The organism is Rathayibacter sp. AY1C5 (genome assembly GCF_002931705.1).
In the GTDB taxonomy this organism is placed as follows: Bacteria; Actinomycetota; Actinomycetes; order Actinomycetales; family Microbacteriaceae; genus Rathayibacter.
Genome location: NZ_PSWD01000003.1, coordinates 224016 through 240021, shown reverse-complemented (window position 1 = coordinate 240021; position 16006 = coordinate 224016). Strand labels below are relative to the sequence as shown.

Here is a 16006-nt window from a genome sequence, read left to right as displayed (position 1 = left end):
CGGGGTGGCCCCTGGACGGCGCGCCCCCGATTGACCTCCCCCGTCGATCGCACCCATGCCGAGCACCTGTTGGACACGCGGCCCGAACCGGAGTCGACTGGGACCATGCAGTACACGCACCTCGGCCGCACCGGCCTGTCCGTCTCCCGCACCGTCCTCGGCACCATGAACTTCGGCATGCAGACCGAGGAGTCCGACTCGTTCGCGATCATGGACCGCGCGCACGAGCTCGGCGTCAACTTCTTCGACACGGCCAACGTGTACGGAGGCGAGGCCGGCCGCGGCGCCACCGAGGAGATCGTGGGCCGCTGGTTCGCGCAGGGCGGCGAGCGCCGCGAGCGCACCGTCCTCGCGACCAAGGTCTTCGGCGACATGGGCGAGTTCGCCGCTCCCGGAGCCGAGCGCGGCCGCGACTCCTGGCCCAACGGCGGCCGTCTCTCGGCGCTCACCCTGCGCCGCGCGCTCGACGAGAGCCTCCGCCGCCTGCAGACGGACCACATCGACCTCTACCAGTTCCACCACGTCGACCGGACGACTCCCTGGGACGAGATCTGGCAGGCGATGGAGGTCGCCGTCCAGCAGGGCAAGGTCCTCTACGTCGGCTCCAGCAACTTCGCCGGCTGGCACCTCGCCCAGGCGCAGGAGGCGGCGCGCGCCCGCCACTTCACCGGCCTCGCCTCCGAGCAGTCGATCTACAACCTGCTCGTCCGCGACGTCGAGCGCGAGGTCCTGCCCGCCGCGCTGCACTACGGGCTCGGCGTCATCCCCTGGTCGCCGCTGCAGGGCGGACTGCTGGGCGGCGTGCTCGAGAAGACCGCGGAGGGCGGGCGCCGCTCCTCCGAGCGCACCCTCGCCGCGATCGAGGAGCACCGTCCCGCGCTCGAGCAGTGGGAGGCGTTCGCCCGCGAGCGCGGCGAGGCGCCCGGCGAGCTGGCGCTGGCGTGGCTCCTCCACCAGCCCGCCGTCACCGGTCCGATCACCGGGCCGCGGACGCTCGAGCAGCTCGAGAGCGCCGTCGCCGCCGTCGACATCACCCTCGACGCCGAGGCCCTCGCGCGCCTCGACGAGATCTTCCCCGGCCACCGGGCAGCCCCCGAGGACTACGCCTGGTGACCACCCACCCCACTGCGAAGGAGCATTCATGAAGCAGCGCACTCTCGGCGACCTCCAGGTCGGCGCGATCGGACTCGGCGGCATGCCGATGTCGATCGAGGGCCGCCCGGACCGCGAGCGCTCGATCGCCACGATCCACGCCGCCCTCGACGCCGGCGTGACCCTGATCGACACGGCCGACGCCTACCACCTCGCCACCCAGGACGACCTCGGCCACAACGAGCTGCTGATCGCGGAGGCGCTGCGCAGCTACGGCGGCGACACCTCCGCCGTGCTCGTCGCCACCAAGGGCGGCCACCTGCGGCGCGAGCCCGGCCCCTGGGACCAGGACGGCCGCCCCGAGTACCTCAAGGAGGCGGCCCGCGCGTCCGCGAAGCGCCTCGGCGTCGACGCGATCGGCCTCTACCAGTACCACCGGCCCGACCCGGCGGTCCCCTACGCCGACTCGATCGGAGCGCTGGCCGAGCTGCTCGACGAGGGCGTCGTCCTCCGAGCGGGCATCTCTAACGCCGACCCTGACCAGATCCGCGAGGCGCACGGCATCCTCGGCGAGCGCCTGGTCTCGGTGCAGAACCAGTTCTCGCCGTCGTTCCGCTCCAGCGAGCCGGAGCTCGAGCTCTGCGCCGAGCTGGGACTTGCGTTCCTGCCGTGGAGCCCGCTCGGCGGCATCTCCTCGGCGGGCGAGCTCGGCTCGCGCTACTCCGCGTTCGCGGCGGTCGCCGAGGCCCGCGGCGTGACGCCGCAGGTCGTCTGCCTCGCCTGGGAGCTGGCGAAGGCCCCGGTCGTGCTGCCGATCCCGGGCGCCTCCCGCCCCGAGAGCATCCGCGACTCCGCGACGGCGGCCGACCTGGAGCTCACGCCCGAGGAGCTGGCCTCGCTCGACTGAGCCCGTTCATGACGGAGGAGGGATCCGGTCGAGGCACCGGTCCGGCGCGGATCGCGGGATCTCGGCGCTGGTCCCTCCTCCATTGCGAGCGCGATCCGACTCAGACCGCGTCCTGCAGCGGCTGCGGGAGGGCCGAGACGAACGCGCGGGCCGCGGCGCTCGGCCGTTCCGGCACCGCCACCATCGTCCGCCACACCAGGAGCGGATCGGCGAGCGCCACCGCCCGCAGCCCGGCCGGGCGCTTCTCGGCGAAGTGCGCCGGCACGACCGCGATCCCCATGCCGTACTCGACCAGGTCGAGCAGCGTGTGCACGTCGTTCACCTCGAGCTCGACCTCGAACGCGAGACCGTGCGCCGCGAACGCCCGCGCCGCGAGGTGACTCGCCGCCCAGTGCTCCTGCAGCCCCACGATCGTCTCGCCCGCCAGGTCCGGGATGCGGCAGCCGACGCGGCTCGCGAGCGGGTGACCCGGGCGCACGAGCACCGCGAAGCCCTCGCTCGCCAGCGGCATCGTCCGCACGCCGCCCGGCACGGCTCCGATGTCGGCGACCAGCGCCAGGTCGAGGCGGCCGGCGGCGACGGAGTCGAGCAGCGTGCCGGACCCCTCGTGGATCAGCCGGAGCGCGACTCCCGGGTGCTGCTCGCGGAAGGTCGCGAGCTCGCGCGGCAGGTGCACGCCGCCGAGGCACTCCTCCGTGCCGACCGCGAGGCTCCCGCGGAGCACCCCCTGCACGGCGAGCACCGCGTCGCGGGCGGCGAGCGCGCTGGCGACCGAGCGCTCCGACTCCGCGAGCATCGCCCGGCCGGCCGGCGTCAGCTCGACCCGGCGCGTGCTGCGGGTGAAGAGGGGGCTGCCCAGCTCGCTCTCGAGCGCACGGATCGACGCCGAGAGGCCCGACTGCGAGATCTGCAGGGCGCTCGCGGCGCGGGTGAAGTGCTGCTCCTTCGCGACGGCGAGGAAGTGTTCGAGCTGACGCAGTTCCATGGGTCCATCCTCGTCGCGCGGGCGGAGGAGCGGGGACCGGACCCGGCACTCCCCAGCGGCCGCTCGGCCGCCGGGTGCGGACTCGGCCGGCGGGTACGGCGGCCGCCGTCGCGAGAGCCGGCCCGGCTCAGGCGTCGGCGGACGAGATCGCGAGGACGATCGCCGTCAGCGTCGCCCGCAGGCGCTCGAGCGACTCGGGCTCCGACTCGTCCTCGAGGATCGACTGCTTGACCGCGTCGTCGTAGCCCGCCACCAGCAGGCGCACGGCGGTCGTGGGCTCGAGGGAGAACTCGCGGCGCACCTGGCGCAGCGCCCCGTGCACGATCTGCACGAGCGAGGCGTCGAAGCCGGCGCGGAAGTCGCGGTACTGCGGAGCGATCCGCGGGTCGCGGAGCGCGAGCAGCTCGAACTCCGACTCGACCACGCACCAGCGGCGGTTGTCGGTGGCAGGACCCTGGAGGAAGTCGAGGATGACCACGGCCAGCGTCTCGGCCGTCAGCGGCTCGTCGGCCGAGACGACGCGCGGGATCGTACGGTCCATCTGCTCGACGAGGGCGGTCACCCGGGCGCCGTTCTCCCGCTCCATGAGCGCGAAGAACAGCTCCTCCTTGGTGGAGAAGTTGGAGTAGAAGGCGCCGCGCGAGAACCCGGCGCGCTCGCAGATCTGCTCGACGGACGCGCTGTGCACGCCGGTCTCGGCGAAGACGTCGTAGGCCGCGTCGAGCAGGCGCTCGCGGGTGCGGCCTCGGCGGGAGGTCTCGGGAGGGGTGGAGTCGATCGCCGTCATCACCAGCCTCCTGCCCGCCCTGTCAACACCTTCGACGCCGTTCACCTTATCCGATACATTCACGTATCGAATACGGTCCTGTATCGGATACGCTCGTGTATCGGAGCCCGGCTCCGCCCTGGTACAGAGACGTATCGCCACCCTCCCCACCCATCGTCAGGAGACCGCGTGTCGTCGCTGCTCTACCGTCTCGGTCGTCGCGTGTACCGCGCCCACCGCCTCGTCGCCGTCCTGTGGCTGCTGATCGTGGTGGCGGGCGGAGGAGGAGCGCTGCTGCTCAACCAGGGCACCGACAACACGTTCTCCATCCCGGGCACGCAGTCGCAGACCGCCCTCGACCAGCTCGAGCGCACCTTCCCCCAGGTCAGCGGCACGTCCGCGCGGTACGTGGTCGTCGCGCCCGACGGAGGCAGCGTCCAGGACGCCGACGTGAAGGGCCCCGTCAGCGACGCGGTCGCCGCGCTCGGCGACGTCAACGAGGTCGCGGCCGTCACGGACCCCTACTCCGACAGCGTGTCCGGCACGATCTCCGACGCTGGGAACGCCCTCGTCATCACCGCGCAGATGGACGGCTCCGCCACCACCACGAGCCCCGAGAGCCGCGACGCGCTGAAGGCCGAGGCGACGACCCTCCAGGACGCGCTGCCCGCCGGCTCCGTGGTCTCGCTCGGCGGCGATCTCTTCGCCCAGAACCTCCCCGGCGTGACCATCACGGAGGCGATCGGCCTCGTGGTCGCCCTCGTCGTCCTCGTGCTCACCTTCGGCTCGTTCCTGGCCGCCGGCATGCCGCTGGTCACCGCACTGCTCGGCGTCGCCCTCTCGATGTCGGCCATCTTCATCGCCACCCGCTTCGCCTCGATCTCCTCGACCACGCCGCTCCTGGCGCTGATGCTGGGCCTGGCGGTCGGGATCGACTACGCCCTCTTCATCATCAGCCGCCACCAGGACCAGCTGAAGCAGGGCATGGACCCGGAGGAGTCGACCGCGCGGGCGACCGCGACCGCGGGCTCCGCCGTCGTCTTCGCGGGCCTGACCGTGATCATCGCGCTCGTCGGCCTCTCGGTCGCGGGCATCCCGTTCCTCACCACGATGGGCGTCGCAGCGGCGGGCGGAGTCGCGATCGCCGTGGTCATCGCGCTCACCCTGACCCCCGCCCTCCTCGGCTTCGCCGGCGCGCGGCTGCGCCCGAAGGAGCGCCGCGCGAAGAAGAAGGCCGCGAAGGCCGCCGCCGCGGGCACCCACGTCGACACCGAGGCGCACGAGGAGGCGGCGACCGCCTCCCCCGGCGGCCACGTGCACGCCGAGGTCCCGCGCGGGTTCTTCCGCGGCTGGGTCCGGGTCGTCACGCGCTCCCCGATCGTGACGATCATCGCGGTGATCGGCGTGCTCGGCGTCGCGAGCATCCCGGCGCTCAGCCTCCGCCTCGCCCTGCCGGACGCCGGCTACCAGGCCGAGGGCACTCCCGCGCGCACCACCTACGACCTGCTCGCCGAGAACTTCGGCGCCGGCTACAACGGCCCGCTCATCGTCACCGGCACGATCATCGGCTCGACCGATCCGCTCGGCCTGATGGACGACCTCAAGGGCGAGATCGAGAAGCTCGACGGAGTCGCCTCGGTGCCGCTCGCGACGCCCAACGAGACCGCCGACACCGGCATCATCCAGGTCATTCCCGAGGGCGGCCCCGACTCCGAGGCCACCAAGGCGCTGGTCGCCGAGATCCGCGACAAGCACGACTACTTCCAGCAGGAGTACGGCGTCGACCTCGCAGTGACCGGCCAGACCGCGGTCGGGATCGACATCTCGGACACTCTCGCCAAGGCCCTGCTGCCGTTCGGCCTGCTCGTCGTGGGCCTGTCGCTGGTGCTGCTGACGATGGTGTTCCGCTCGCTCTGGGTGCCGATCAAGGCGACGCTGGGCTACCTGCTGTCGGTCGGTGCGTCCTTCGGCGCCGTGGCGGCGGTGTTCGAGTGGGGATGGTTCTCGGACGCTCTGCACGTCGACAAGACGGGCCCGATTATCAGCTTCATGCCGATCATCCTGATGGGCGTGCTCTTCGGCCTCGCGATGGACTACGAGGTGTTCCTGGTCTCGCGGATGCGCGAGGACTACGTGCACGGGAGGCCGGCGCGCGCCGCTGTCGAGTCGGGCTTCGTCGGCTCGGCCAAGGTGGTCACGGCCGCCGCGGTCATCATGTTCTCGGTCTTCGCCGCCTTCGTGCCGGAGGGGGACACCAACATCAAGCCGATCGCGCTCGGGCTCGCCGTGGGCGTCTTCGTCGACGCGTTCATCGTGCGGATGACGCTGGTGCCCGCCGTGCTGCACCTGCTCGGCGACCGCGCCTGGCACATGCCGCGCTGGCTCGACCGCATCCTCCCGTCCTTCGACGTCGAGGGCGAGGGCCTCACGAAGGAGCTCGCGCTGGCCGACTGGCCGGAGCCCGGATCCACGGACGTGATCGCGGCCGAGGACCTCCGCCTCGACGGACCCGACGGTCCCGTCTACAGCGGCGTCTCGCTGCGGGTCGCTCCCGGCTCCTCCCTCGTGGTCCACGGGCCGCACCGCTCCGGCCGCACCGCGCTGCTGCTGAGCATCGCCGGTCGGCTCGCCCCCGACTCCGGGCGCCTGAAGGTCGCGGGCCTGGTCGTGCCGATCCGCTCCGCCGCCGTGCGCGGCCGGGTCGGGCTGGTGCGCCTCGCCGGAGCCGCCGACCCCGTCGCCGACGTCCGGTCGGCCCTGGAGTCGGCTCCGCCGATCCTGGTGCTCGACGACCTCGACACGGTCACCGACCCGCAGCTGCGCGGCGCGATCCGGGCCGAGCTCGACGCCGCCCGCGCCGCCGACGACGCGTTCACCGTGGTCGCCTCCTCCGTCGACGCCGAGGCGCTCGACGACCTCCTCCCCTCCGACCGCGGCGTGCTCGCGGTCTCGCCCGCGGCCGAGCGCCGCGCGATCGCAAAGGTCCTCTGACAGATGGCTCTCCTCTCCCTCGAACGCCCCCGCGGCGTCAAGAAGGTGTCCTGGCTGACCCTTCTCGGGATCGTCCTGGTCCCCCTCGTCATCGGCGGCCTCCTGGTGTGGGCGCTCTGGAACCCGACCGAGCGCCTCGACACGATCACAGCCGCCGTGGTCAACGAGGACACCCCGGTCGAGATCAACGGGCAGACCGTGCCGCTCGGGCGCCAGCTCGCGGCCGGCCTGGTGACGGGCGGCACCGACTCCGCGAGCTCGGACGCCCCCTCCTCCACCCCCTCGGCGAGCGCGACGCCGTCCGCGAGCACGACCCCGGTGCCCAACGTCTCCGGCTCGGACTCGACGGGCAACTTCACCTGGGTCCTCACGGACAAGGACGACGCCGCCAAGGGCCTCGCCGACGGCAGCTACGCGACCGTCGTGACGATCCCCTCCTCCTTCTCCGCCGCCGCCACCTCGTACTCCGGCGACGCCGCGGAGGCGACGAAGGCGACCATCGACATCGCCACCAGCGAGAAGGCCAAGCTCGTCGACGACGCCATCTCGGCCACGGTGACCAGCACCGCCACCTCGCTGCTCAACACGCAGCTGACCACGGCCTACCTCGAGAACGTCTACGTCGGCTTCAACACCCTCAACGAGCAGATCGGCCAGGCGGCCGAGGGCGCGGGCACGCTCGCCGACGGCGCCGACCAGCTCGGCACCGGCGCCTCCACCCTCGCCGACGGCACCAGCAGCCTCGCCGACGGGATCGACGAGCTCGCCAGCGGCGCCTCCTCGCTCTCCGACGGCGTCGGGCAGATCGGCACCGGAGCCTCGTCCCTCGCCGACGGCGTGGGACAGCTGGGCACCGGAGCCTCCGACCTCTCCGGCGGGGTCGCGCAGCTGGCCACCGGTGCGCGCGGCCTCTCCGGCGGAGTGGGACAGCTCGCGACGGGCGCCCGCGACTCGGCGACCGGGGCGACCGCGCTGCAGGGCGGCGCCTCCGACCTGGCCGACGGGCTCGACCAGCTGAGGGAGGGAGTGGTGAGGACCGGCGACGGGACCCAGCAGGTCGCCGCCCTCAGCGCCGGCGCCGCCGCCGCCACTGCGGGGACCTTCGAGGCGCTCAGCGCCGCGCTCGAGGGCTGCGAGACGACGCAGTGCCTCGCCGCGCGCGCCGTCATCGCCTCGGCGGACGGACCCACCGGCGCGACCACCCTCGCCACGACGACCGCGGGAGCCGTCGCCGGGATCGACGCGGGCATCCGCCTCGGCGGCGACGGGCAGCCCTCGCTGATCGACGCGGTCGGGCAGTCCGCCACCGGCGCGCGCACTCTCTCGGGGGGCATCGGACAGCTGTCCGGCGGCCTGACGCAGCTCGCCGACGGCGCGGACGACGCCGCGGGCGGAGCGTCCCAGCTCGCCGACGGCCTCGACACCACGGCGGCCGGGTCGGCGCAGCTCGCGACCGGCGCCACCACCGCCGCGGCCGGTGCCCGCGACCTCGCGACCGGCGCGACCACGGCCGCGGGCGGCGCCGCCGACCTCGCCGCGGGAGCCTCCTCCGCCGCCGACGGAGCCGACCAGCTCGCCGACGGCGCGAGCGGGGTCTCGGACGGCGCCGTGCAGCTCGCCGACGGCACCCGCACGCTCGCGACCGGCCTCGACGCCGCGGTCGCGCAGCTCCCGACCTACACCGAGTCGGAGTCGACGAACCTCGCCGACGTCGTCTCGGACCCGGTCGAGAACGCGAGCAGCGCGACCGACCTGTTCGGAGCCTCCAGCGTCCCGTTCTTCGCGACGATCGCCCTCTGGCTGGGCGCCCTCGCGACGTTCCTGGTGCTCGCGGCGTTCTCGCACCGTGCACTCTCCTCGACCCGCTCCTCCGCGGCGCTCGCCCTCTCCTCCTACGTGCCTGCGCTCGTGATCGGCGTGGTGCAGGGACTCGCGGTCGCGATCGTGATGAGCGGGGTCGCGGGCCTGGAGCCGGGCCGCTGGGTCGGCTTCGCCCTCCTGGCGATGCTCACCGGCGCCTCGTTCGCCGCGGTGAACCAGGGGCTGGTCGCCCTGCTCGGAGGGATCGGCCGCTTCCTCGCGATGGTCGCGGCGGTGATCGCGCTCGGCGCGGGCATCATCTCGACGGTCCCCGGGCTGTTCGACGACGTGCTCGGGTTCCTGCCGCTCTCGGCGGCGCAGAACGCGCTGTCCGGAGTGGTCGAGGGCACCGACGGCACGGCCGGCGCCGTCGTCGGCCTGGTGATCTGGCTGCTGTTCGGCCTGCTGCTCACCGTCGCCGCGATCGCCCGTCGCCGGGTCGTCTCGGTCCGCGCCCTGCACCGCACCGCGGAGGCGTAGGCCGCGCCTCGCGCCACTCCTCCCCCGAACCGGGGACGGGTGGCGCGAGGATCGCGCCACCGCCGCGCCTCTCCGGGCGACCGGCCCCGGCCGGGGCTAGCCTGACGCGATGGAGTCGGAACCGATGGCGATCCGGACGCGACGGGTGTACGGCCCGTCGGTCCTGCGACGCCTCCGCGCCCTCCTCCTGCGGCTCCTCGGCGCCGGCCTCGCGGCCGTGCTCATCCCGTTCGCCGTCCTCGCGGACCGCCGCGGTGTCCTCGACGAGTCGGTGCTCGCGCTCGGGCTCCTCGCCCTCACCGTCGTCATCGGACTGGCCTCGGCGGTCTCGCTCTTCGTCGTCTCCCCCACCCGCGTGATGACGACCGAGACGCAGGTCGTGCTGATGCGCGGCCGCCGCCGCCGCGAGCAGTGGCCCCGCCGGTCGGTCCGCTTCCTCGAGTCCGCCGACGGCGACGGCTTCGTCGCGTGGTGCCGCGGCGACGGAGTCGAGGTGCGCTGCGGCCACTTCCGCCCGGAGGACCTCGCCGCCCTGCTCGCCGACATCGGCGCCGCCGCCCGCGTCCGCGACGCCCTGCCGCCCGCTCTGGCCGGGCCCGCCTCGGCCGTCCGCTTCCGGCCGCACCGCGCTCCGCTCCAGCGCCGGGCGGTCGCCCTGGTCGTCGTCGCCACGGAGGCGTTCGCCGCCGGCGTCCTGGCCGTCGCCCTCGCGGGATCCCCGTCGGGCGACCGCGCGCAGATCGCGCTGGGGGCGGTCTTCGTGGCGCTCTCCCTCCCGCTCGGGCTGGTCGCGGCGCGGCTGGCGCTGCGGCCCGGGCTGCCGGGCTCGATCGTGGTGTCGGAGTCGGCCATCCAGATCGACGGGCTGATCTTCCCGCTCGAGGCTCTGCGCTCGGTCGTCGCCTCGAGCCCGACGGGGAGCCATAGCCTCCGCCTGACCCTCACCGAGACGAACGGCCGCATCACGGAGGTCCCCCTCGGGCTGCGGGTGCCGACGCTGCGGCGCGACCAGCTCTTCCCCGACTACCCGCTGCTGCTCGGCGTGCTGCGCGAGCGCACGGCGGGGCTGCTGCGGATCGAGGGCTGAGCCTCAGTCCTCGGCGCCGTCGGCGATGCGCTGGTGGTGGTGGATGACCTCGGCGACGATGAACCCGAGGAACTTCTCGGCGAATGCCGGGTCGAGGTGCGACTCCTCGGCGAGCGCCCGCAGCCGCGCGATCTGGCGGGCCTCGCGCTCGAGGTCCGCGGCGGGCAGCCCGTGCGCGGCCTTCAGCCGGCCGACCTTCTGCGTGAACTTGAAGCGCTCGGCGAGCAGGTGGATCAGCGCCGCGTCGATGTTGTCGATGCTCTGACGGATCTGCACGAGCTCGGCCCGCGCCAGGGACTCCTCGTGCGACGGCTCCTCGTGCGACAGCTCCTCGGTCATGCCCCGACCCTAACGGACCGCCCCCGGACACGACGACGGCCCCTGCCCGGAGTCCGGGAGGGGCCGTCGAGAGGGCCCGGTCAGTCGACCAGGTTGATCTGCACGGGGATGTTGCCGCGGGTGGCGTTGGAGTACGGGCAGAGCTGATGCGCCGCGTCGGCGACCTTCTGCGCGTCCTCGGAGCTCGCCTTCGGCACGTAGACGTCGAGCTCGACCGAGAGGCCGAAGCCGTCGGAGTCGTTCTTCCCGATCGAGACGCTGGCCGAGACGGCCGCGTCGGTCGTGTCGATCTTCAGCTGGCGACCGGCTCCGTGCAGGGCGCTGAGGAAGCAGGCGGAGTAGCCGGCCGCGAACAGCTGCTCGGGGTTGGTCCCCTCGCCGGAGCCGCCGAGCTCCTGCGGGGCGCGGGTGTCGAGGTCGAGACGGTCGTCCTCGGTGCGGACGTGGCCGTCGCGTCCTCCACCGGAGGCGTGGGCGATGGCGGTGTAGAGAGCATCCATCCCCCCATCCCACCACTCGGCCGCCGTGAGTCGGGTGAACGCGGGATGCACGTCCGTGCGTTCTCCCGGGAATCCCCCTCGGGAACGCTCCGGGGAGCGTCAAGCCCCTCCCCCTCGGCGCCCTCCGGGTGTGCGGTGGAGGGACACCGACCCCGACCGGCGCGAGCCGGAGAACGGACACGAGCATGCGAGCACTCACCTGGCAGGGCATCGAGAAGGTCTCGGTCGAGACCGTCCCCGACCCCCGCATCCAGCAGCCGACCGACGCGATCGTCCGGATCACCTCGACCGCGATCTGCGGCTCCGACCTGCACCTCTACCGCCTCCTCGGGCCCTACATCGACCGCGGGGACGTGCTCGGCCACGAGCCCATGGGCGTCGTCGAGGAGGTGGGCTCCGGAGTCACCACCCTGAAGCCCGGCGACCGCGTCGTCGTGCCCTTCAACATCGCCTGCGGCGAGTGCTTCATGTGCCGCCGAGGGCTGCAGTCGCAGTGCGAGACGACGCAGGTCACCGAGTACGGCTCGGGGGCGGCGCTCTTCGGCTACACGAAGATGTACGGCCAGGTCCCCGGAGGGCAGGCCGAGCTGCTCCGCGTGCCGCTGGCCGACTACAACACGATCGTCGTCGGCACGGACCTGCCGGACGAGCGCTACCTCTTCCTCAGCGACATCGTGCCCACCGCGTGGCAGGGCGTGGAGTACGCGCAGGTGCCCGACGGAGGGACCCTGGTCGTCTTCGGACTCGGCCCGGTCGGCCAGTTCGCGGCGCGGATCGGCGCCCACCGCGGCTACCGCGTCCTCGCCGTGGAGCCCGTCGCCGAGCGGCGCGCGATGGCCGAGCGGTACGGCGTGGAGACGTTCGACCTGTCCGACGACATCGCCGCGCAGCTGCGCGACCTCACGGACGGGCGCGGCCCCGACTCCGTCGTCGACGCGGTCGGCATGGAGGCGCACGGCTCGCCGGTCGGCTCGTTCGCTCAGTCGATGGCGGGGCTCCTGCCCGACCCGATCGCCCGCAAGGCGATGGACACGGTCGGCGTCGACCGCCTCGCCGCGGTCCACGCGTCCCTCGACCTGGTCCGCCGCGGCGGCACCGTCTCGCTGAGCGGGGTCTACGGCGGAGAGGCCGACCCGATGCCGCTGAAGTCGATGTTCGACAAGCAGGTGACGGTGCGGATGGGCCAGTGCAACGTGAAGCGCTGGATCGACGACCTGCTGCCGCTGGTGGAGGACTCCTCCGATCCGCTCGGCGTGATGGACCTCGTGACCCACCGGGCGCCGCTCGAGGACGCTCCGGCCCTCTACGAGACCTTCCAGAAGAAGGAGGACGGCTGCATCAAGGTCGTCCTGCACCCCTAGCCGGGGAACAGCGAAGGCGGCGCCCCCCGAGGGGAGCGCCGCCTTCGCGGTATTGCCGAGACCTACTTGAAGACGTCCTTGACGTCCTCGCCGGCCTTCTTGGCCGAGGCCGCGGCCTGGTCCTTCTGGCCTTCGGCCTTCAGGCTGTCGTCGTTCTTGTGGTCGCCCAGGGCTTCCTTCGCTTTGCCGGCGATGTCCTGAGCGGCGTTCTTGATCTTGTCATCGAGCCCCATGGTGGTGCCTCCTTCGCTGATCGTTGGCACGACCGTAGGACCGGGAACTGCCCGCTTCCTGGGAGCGGGAAGGGGCTTGCCCGGGTGCCCGCTGGACTGCGATGATTCGCGCCCTCGACCGGGGCCGGCCGGCCGAGGGCGCGGGATCAGGTCGCCGGGGTGGCGGACTCGGACGGAGCGGACTGCGAGGGCGCGTTAGTGGGCGTCTGCGACGATCCGTCGTCGGCGCTGGTGGGCACCGCGCTCCCCGACTGGTACGGCGTCTGGGCGTCGCCGGTGCAGCCGGCCAGCAGGCCGATCGTCAGGGCGGAGGCGCCGAGCGCCCCGAGGACCCTTGCGGCGCTCACTTGCCCGTCACCGCGTCCTTGACGGCCCCCACTGCCTTCTCGACGATGTTCGGCTTCGGGTCGGTGCCGTAGAGGCGCTCGTCCGGCTGCGTGGGCGGGGGCATCGGGACGTTGCCGCCGGGCTCCGCGACGCGGTAGCTGAACTCTCCCTTGCCGTCCGGGGTCGGGCCCGAGGCCCAGCTGCCCTCGGAGGCCGCTGCTCCGTCCGAGAAGTTGATGTACTCGTACGACACGGAGCGCTCCTCCTTCGAGATCGGGAAGTTCGAGGGCACGGGCAGGTCCTCCCGGCCCTCCGCGCGCAGCTCGGCGGCTGCCGCGATCCACTGGTTCTGGTGCATGGTGTCGCGAGCCAGGAGGAACGACAGGAGGTCGCGCACGCCGTGGTCGTCGGTCATGTGGTAGAGCCGGGCGACCTGGAGCCGGCCCTGCATCTCCGCGTTCGCGTTGGCGGTGAAGTCGGCCAGCAGGTTGCCGCTGGCGGTGATGTAGGAGCCCTGCCACGGGTTGCCCATGCTGTCGACGGGGCGCGCGCCGGCGCCGGCCACGATGGCGTGCTGCACGTCGGAGCCGCCGATGACCGCCGCGAGCACGGGGTCCTTCTTCATCGCGTCCTCGGACTGCTCGACCGGGGCCTTCTCGAGCAGCTGGGCGATCATCACGGCGATCATCTCGACGTGGCCGAACTCCTCGGCGCCGATGCCGAAGAGCAGGTCCCGGTACTTGCCCGGGTCGTGGGCGTTCCAGGCCTGGAAGCCGTACTGCATCGCCACGGTGATCTCGCCGTACTGGCCGCCGAGCACCTCCTGGAAGCGGCGGGCGAAGACTGCGTCGGGCTTCGAGGGCGTGGACGTGAACTGGAGTTCCTGACGGTGGAAGAACATGACTGGTTGCCTTTCCGGGGTAGCCGGGCGGATCCGGGTGCGGACGTCCGATGTCTGTCCTCTCGACGGTAGGGAGCCCTGTTCGCGGGTCAGAAGGGGCTTGACGCGGTGGCGGAGCAGTCGATCCACGGGCTCTCGGGCCCCGCCCTCGTGGGCGCGGGATGGTAGCCCCATCGGGGGGTCAGCCGCTATGCCCTTCCCGGTACTCGAGGGCCCGAACAGACTGGCGACGCCGGCACGCATTCATTCCCCACTCGATCCTGGAAGGGACAGACGATGTCGAACATCGATCCCGCTTCACCTCCGTTCGGAGACGGCGCCGCGAACTTCGGCGCGACCGAGACCCCCATCGACAGCGGGGCGCACGTCGCCTCCACGGACACCTCCTCCGGCTCCTCCTCGGGCGGCACGGCCGACTCCGCGAAGGAGAAGGCGAGCGCCGCCGCGGGCACCGCCAAGGACCAGGCCGGCGCCGTCGCCGGCGACGCCAAGCAGGCCGCGAGCGAAGTGCTCTCGACCGGCAAGGACGAGGCCGCCAACGTGGTCCAGGAGGCCAAGGTCCAGGTCAAGGACCTCTACGACCAGAGCCGCACCCAGCTCACCGAGCAGGCCCACGCCCAGAAGGAGAACGCCGCCAAGGGCGCCCGCGCCTTCAGCGACGACCTGACCGCGCTGGCCAACGGCGAGGGCGGCAGCGACAACGCCGCGGCGAAGCTCGTCTCCCAGGCGGCCACCCGCGTGCAGGGTGTGGCCTCGTGGCTCGAGAACCGCGACCCGTCCGAGCTCCTCGACGACGTCCGCGCGTTCGCCCGCCGCCGCCCGGGTGCCTTCATCCTCATCGCCGCGGCGACGGGACTCGTCGGCGGGCGCCTCATCCGCGCCCTGACCGCCGAGGCGAAGGACGAGAAGGAGGCGACGAGCACCCGCACCGACGGACCCGAGTTCGACGCCCCCGCCTCGACCACCGCGCACTCCGACGCCTCCGCGTACGACGCGCCCGTCGCGTCCGCCTACGGCACCGTCGGCTCGAGCTCCCTCGAGCGCGACTACGCGCCGACCGAGCCCGTCGCCGACCCGCTCGACGGCGGCTTCCCGAACGGCGGCCGGCTGTGACCGACCCGACGGGCGTCCACCGCTCGACGGAGACGCCCGACCAGCGGGCCGGGTCGACGTCGCTGGGCGATCTGCTCGGCGAGGTCTCGCGCGACCTCTCCACGCTGATCCGCCAGGAGATGGCCCTCGCCAAGGCCGAGCTCAAGGAGTCCGCCGGCAAGGCGGGCAAGGGAGCGGGCCTCCTCGGCGGGGCGGGCTACGCCGCGCTGATGGCCGTGCTCTTCCTCTCGATCGCCCTCTGGTGGGGCCTGGGCACTCTGATCGGCAACGGCTGGTCCGGAGTGGTCGTGGCCGTCATCTGGGCGATCGTGGCCGCGATCCTCTACGCGGTGGGCCGCAAGAGCCTGAAGCAGGTCGACGGCGCTCCCGAGACGGTCGACTCCCTCAAGAAGATTCCCGACACCCTCAAGCCGAACGGGGCAGGACGATGACGTACGACGCAGGACAGAACAAGACACCCGAGGAGATCCGGGCGGACATCGAGCGCACGCGCCTCGAGCTGGGCGGGGACGTCGACGCGCTGGCCGAGAAGGTCAGCCCGTCCGCCATCGCGCAGCGTCAGACCGACAAGGTCAAGTCGGCCGTGGGCTCCGTCCGCGACCGCGTGATGGGCTCGGCGCACGACGCCTCCGACTCGCTCTCGAGCGGTGCGGGCTCGGCGAAGGCCAAGGCCGAGGGCAACCCGTTCGCCGTGGGGCTCATCGCCCTCGGCGCCGGACTCCTCGTCGCCTCGCTCATCCCCGCCTCCAGCAAGGAGAAGGAGGCGGCGAGCCGCGTCAAGGAGCAGGCCCAGCCGGTCGTCGACAAGGTGACCGACGCAGCCAAGGAGGCGGCGAGCGAGCTCCGCGAGCCCGCGCAGCAGGCGTTCGCCTCCGTCAAGGAGACCGCGACCGACGCCGCGCAGAACGTCAAGGAGGCGGGCACCTCCGCCACCGACGACGTGAAGGACTCGGCCCGCGAGGCCAAGCACGCCGTCCAGGAGGACGTGCAGCACTGATCCGTCGGCGCTGACAGGGCGGTGGGCCTCCGGGCCCGCCGCCCTTCGTCGTACCGCCGGGAATACA

The 16006-nt window shown here is 72.8% G+C and carries 16 protein-coding genes; 9 read left to right on the top strand and 7 right to left on the bottom strand.

Annotated elements, in window-relative coordinates:
* Positions 1 to 105: 105 nt before the first annotated feature.
* Both C5C57_RS04750 and C5C57_RS04745 read left to right on the top strand, forming a co-directional pair.
* Positions 106 to 1113, top strand: a complete 1008-nt coding sequence (locus C5C57_RS04750) for an aldo/keto reductase (protein ID WP_104297358.1) — start codon at positions 106 to 108, stop codon at positions 1111 to 1113.
* A 28-nt stretch (positions 1114 to 1141) separates the two neighbouring features.
* Positions 1142 to 1999 (top strand): aldo/keto reductase, encoded by an 858-nt coding sequence (locus C5C57_RS04745; RefSeq protein ID WP_104239446.1) that lies wholly within the window; start codon positions 1142 to 1144, stop codon positions 1997 to 1999.
* A 100-nt stretch (positions 2000 to 2099) separates the two neighbouring features.
* Here the strand turns inward: C5C57_RS04745 and C5C57_RS04740 are convergent, their stop codons facing one another.
* Both C5C57_RS04740 and C5C57_RS04735 read right to left on the bottom strand, forming a co-directional pair.
* Positions 2100 to 2984 carry a LysR family transcriptional regulator gene (locus C5C57_RS04740; RefSeq protein ID WP_104222755.1) on the bottom strand — a complete coding sequence of 295 codons (885 nt, stop codon included), beginning with the start codon at positions 2982 to 2984 and terminating at the stop codon, positions 2100 to 2102.
* Between the two features lie 127 nt (positions 2985 to 3111).
* Positions 3112 to 3771 carry a TetR/AcrR family transcriptional regulator gene (locus C5C57_RS04735; RefSeq protein ID WP_104225692.1) on the bottom strand — a complete coding sequence of 220 codons (660 nt, stop codon included), beginning with the start codon at positions 3769 to 3771 and terminating at the stop codon, positions 3112 to 3114.
* A gap of 168 nt (positions 3772 to 3939) precedes the next feature.
* Here C5C57_RS04735 and C5C57_RS04730 point away from each other — a divergent pair, with 168 nt between their 5' ends.
* The 3 genes from C5C57_RS04730 to C5C57_RS04720 all read left to right on the top strand — a co-directional run bounded on the left by C5C57_RS04730 (position 3940) and on the right by C5C57_RS04720 (position 10168).
* Positions 3940 to 6741, top strand: coding sequence for an MMPL family transporter (locus C5C57_RS04730; protein ID WP_104297357.1), 2802 nt, complete (start codon positions 3940 to 3942; stop codon positions 6739 to 6741).
* A gap of 3 nt (positions 6742 to 6744) precedes the next feature.
* Complete coding sequence (locus C5C57_RS04725) at positions 6745 to 9081, top strand: YhgE/Pip domain-containing protein (RefSeq protein WP_104297356.1); 2337 nt, start codon at positions 6745 to 6747, stop codon at positions 9079 to 9081.
* Between the two features lie 109 nt (positions 9082 to 9190).
* A complete protein-coding gene (locus tag C5C57_RS04720) occupies positions 9191 to 10168 on the top strand; it encodes a hypothetical protein (RefSeq protein WP_146082354.1) in 978 nt (325 codons plus the stop codon).
* Between the two features lie 3 nt (positions 10169 to 10171).
* Here the strand turns inward: C5C57_RS04720 and C5C57_RS04715 are convergent, their stop codons facing one another.
* Positions 10172 to 10507: a chorismate mutase gene (locus C5C57_RS04715; protein WP_104222760.1), complete on the bottom strand. Its 336-nt coding sequence runs from the start codon at positions 10505 to 10507 to the stop codon at positions 10172 to 10174.
* 80 nt (positions 10508 to 10587) lie between these two features.
* The gene (locus tag C5C57_RS04710; protein WP_104222761.1) at positions 10588 to 11007 is read right to left on the bottom strand and encodes an organic hydroperoxide resistance protein; all 420 of its coding nucleotides are present in this window, start codon (positions 11005 to 11007) and stop codon (positions 10588 to 10590) included.
* A gap of 185 nt (positions 11008 to 11192) precedes the next feature.
* Here C5C57_RS04710 and C5C57_RS04705 point away from each other — a divergent pair, with 185 nt between their 5' ends.
* Positions 11193 to 12368, top strand: coding sequence for a zinc-dependent alcohol dehydrogenase (locus C5C57_RS04705; protein WP_104247475.1), 1176 nt, complete (start codon positions 11193 to 11195; stop codon positions 12366 to 12368).
* A 62-nt stretch (positions 12369 to 12430) separates the two neighbouring features.
* Here the strand turns inward: C5C57_RS04705 and C5C57_RS04700 are convergent, their stop codons facing one another.
* The 3 genes from C5C57_RS04700 to C5C57_RS04690 all read right to left on the bottom strand — a co-directional run bounded on the left by C5C57_RS04700 (position 12431) and on the right by C5C57_RS04690 (position 13829).
* On the bottom strand, positions 12431 to 12601 hold the full coding sequence (locus tag C5C57_RS04700) for a CsbD family protein (RefSeq protein ID WP_104222763.1): 171 nt from the start codon (positions 12599 to 12601) through the stop codon (positions 12431 to 12433).
* 146 nt (positions 12602 to 12747) lie between these two features.
* The gene (locus C5C57_RS04695) at positions 12748 to 12948 is read right to left on the bottom strand and encodes a hypothetical protein (protein ID WP_104222764.1); all 201 of its coding nucleotides are present in this window, start codon (positions 12946 to 12948) and stop codon (positions 12748 to 12750) included.
* A complete protein-coding gene (locus tag C5C57_RS04690) occupies positions 12945 to 13829 on the bottom strand; it encodes a manganese catalase family protein (RefSeq protein ID WP_104222765.1) in 885 nt (294 codons plus the stop codon). The genes C5C57_RS04695 and C5C57_RS04690 overlap by 4 nt, the downstream gene beginning before the upstream one ends.
* A gap of 276 nt (positions 13830 to 14105) precedes the next feature.
* Here C5C57_RS04690 and C5C57_RS18420 point away from each other — a divergent pair, with 276 nt between their 5' ends.
* Genes C5C57_RS18420 through C5C57_RS04675 form a run of 3 tightly spaced genes read left to right on the top strand, consistent with a single transcriptional unit; the run spans position 14106 to position 15939 of the window.
* A complete protein-coding gene (locus C5C57_RS18420) occupies positions 14106 to 14942 on the top strand; it encodes a hypothetical protein (RefSeq protein WP_104297354.1) in 837 nt (278 codons plus the stop codon).
* Positions 14939 to 15373, top strand: a complete 435-nt coding sequence (locus tag C5C57_RS18415; RefSeq protein ID WP_104222767.1) for a phage holin family protein — start codon at positions 14939 to 14941, stop codon at positions 15371 to 15373. Before C5C57_RS18420 ends, C5C57_RS18415 begins: the two co-directional genes overlap by 4 nt.
* Positions 15370 to 15939 (top strand): DUF3618 domain-containing protein, encoded by a 570-nt coding sequence (locus tag C5C57_RS04675; RefSeq protein WP_104222768.1) that lies wholly within the window; start codon positions 15370 to 15372, stop codon positions 15937 to 15939. Before C5C57_RS18415 ends, C5C57_RS04675 begins: the two co-directional genes overlap by 4 nt.
* Positions 15940 to 16006 lie beyond the last annotated feature (67 nt).

Coding starts and splice junctions, on each gene's coding strand:
- C5C57_RS04710 (WP_104222761.1), bottom strand. CDS start 11,007: ATGGATGCTCTCTACACCGCCATCGCCCACGCCTCCGGTGGAGGACGC.
- C5C57_RS04700 (WP_104222763.1), bottom strand. CDS start 12,601: ATGGGGCTCGATGACAAGATCAAGAACGCCGCTCAGGACATCGCCGGC.
- C5C57_RS04725 (WP_104297356.1), top strand. CDS start 6,745: ATGGCTCTCCTCTCCCTCGAACGCCCCCGCGGCGTCAAGAAGGTGTCC.
- C5C57_RS04750 (WP_104297358.1), top strand. CDS start 106: ATGCAGTACACGCACCTCGGCCGCACCGGCCTGTCCGTCTCCCGCACC.
- C5C57_RS04740 (WP_104222755.1), bottom strand. CDS start 2,984: ATGGAACTGCGTCAGCTCGAACACTTCCTCGCCGTCGCGAAGGAGCAG.
- C5C57_RS04690 (WP_104222765.1), bottom strand. CDS start 13,829: ATGTTCTTCCACCGTCAGGAACTCCAGTTCACGTCCACGCCCTCGAAG.
- C5C57_RS04720 (WP_146082354.1), top strand. CDS start 9,191: ATGGAGTCGGAACCGATGGCGATCCGGACGCGACGGGTGTACGGCCCG.
- C5C57_RS04735 (WP_104225692.1), bottom strand. CDS start 3,771: ATGACGGCGATCGACTCCACCCCTCCCGAGACCTCCCGCCGAGGCCGC.
- C5C57_RS04745 (WP_104239446.1), top strand. CDS start 1,142: ATGAAGCAGCGCACTCTCGGCGACCTCCAGGTCGGCGCGATCGGACTC.
- C5C57_RS18420 (WP_104297354.1), top strand. CDS start 14,106: ATGTCGAACATCGATCCCGCTTCACCTCCGTTCGGAGACGGCGCCGCG.
- C5C57_RS04705 (WP_104247475.1), top strand. CDS start 11,193: ATGCGAGCACTCACCTGGCAGGGCATCGAGAAGGTCTCGGTCGAGACC.
- C5C57_RS04715 (WP_104222760.1), bottom strand. CDS start 10,507: ATGACCGAGGAGCTGTCGCACGAGGAGCCGTCGCACGAGGAGTCCCTG.
- C5C57_RS04675 (WP_104222768.1), top strand. CDS start 15,370: ATGACGTACGACGCAGGACAGAACAAGACACCCGAGGAGATCCGGGCG.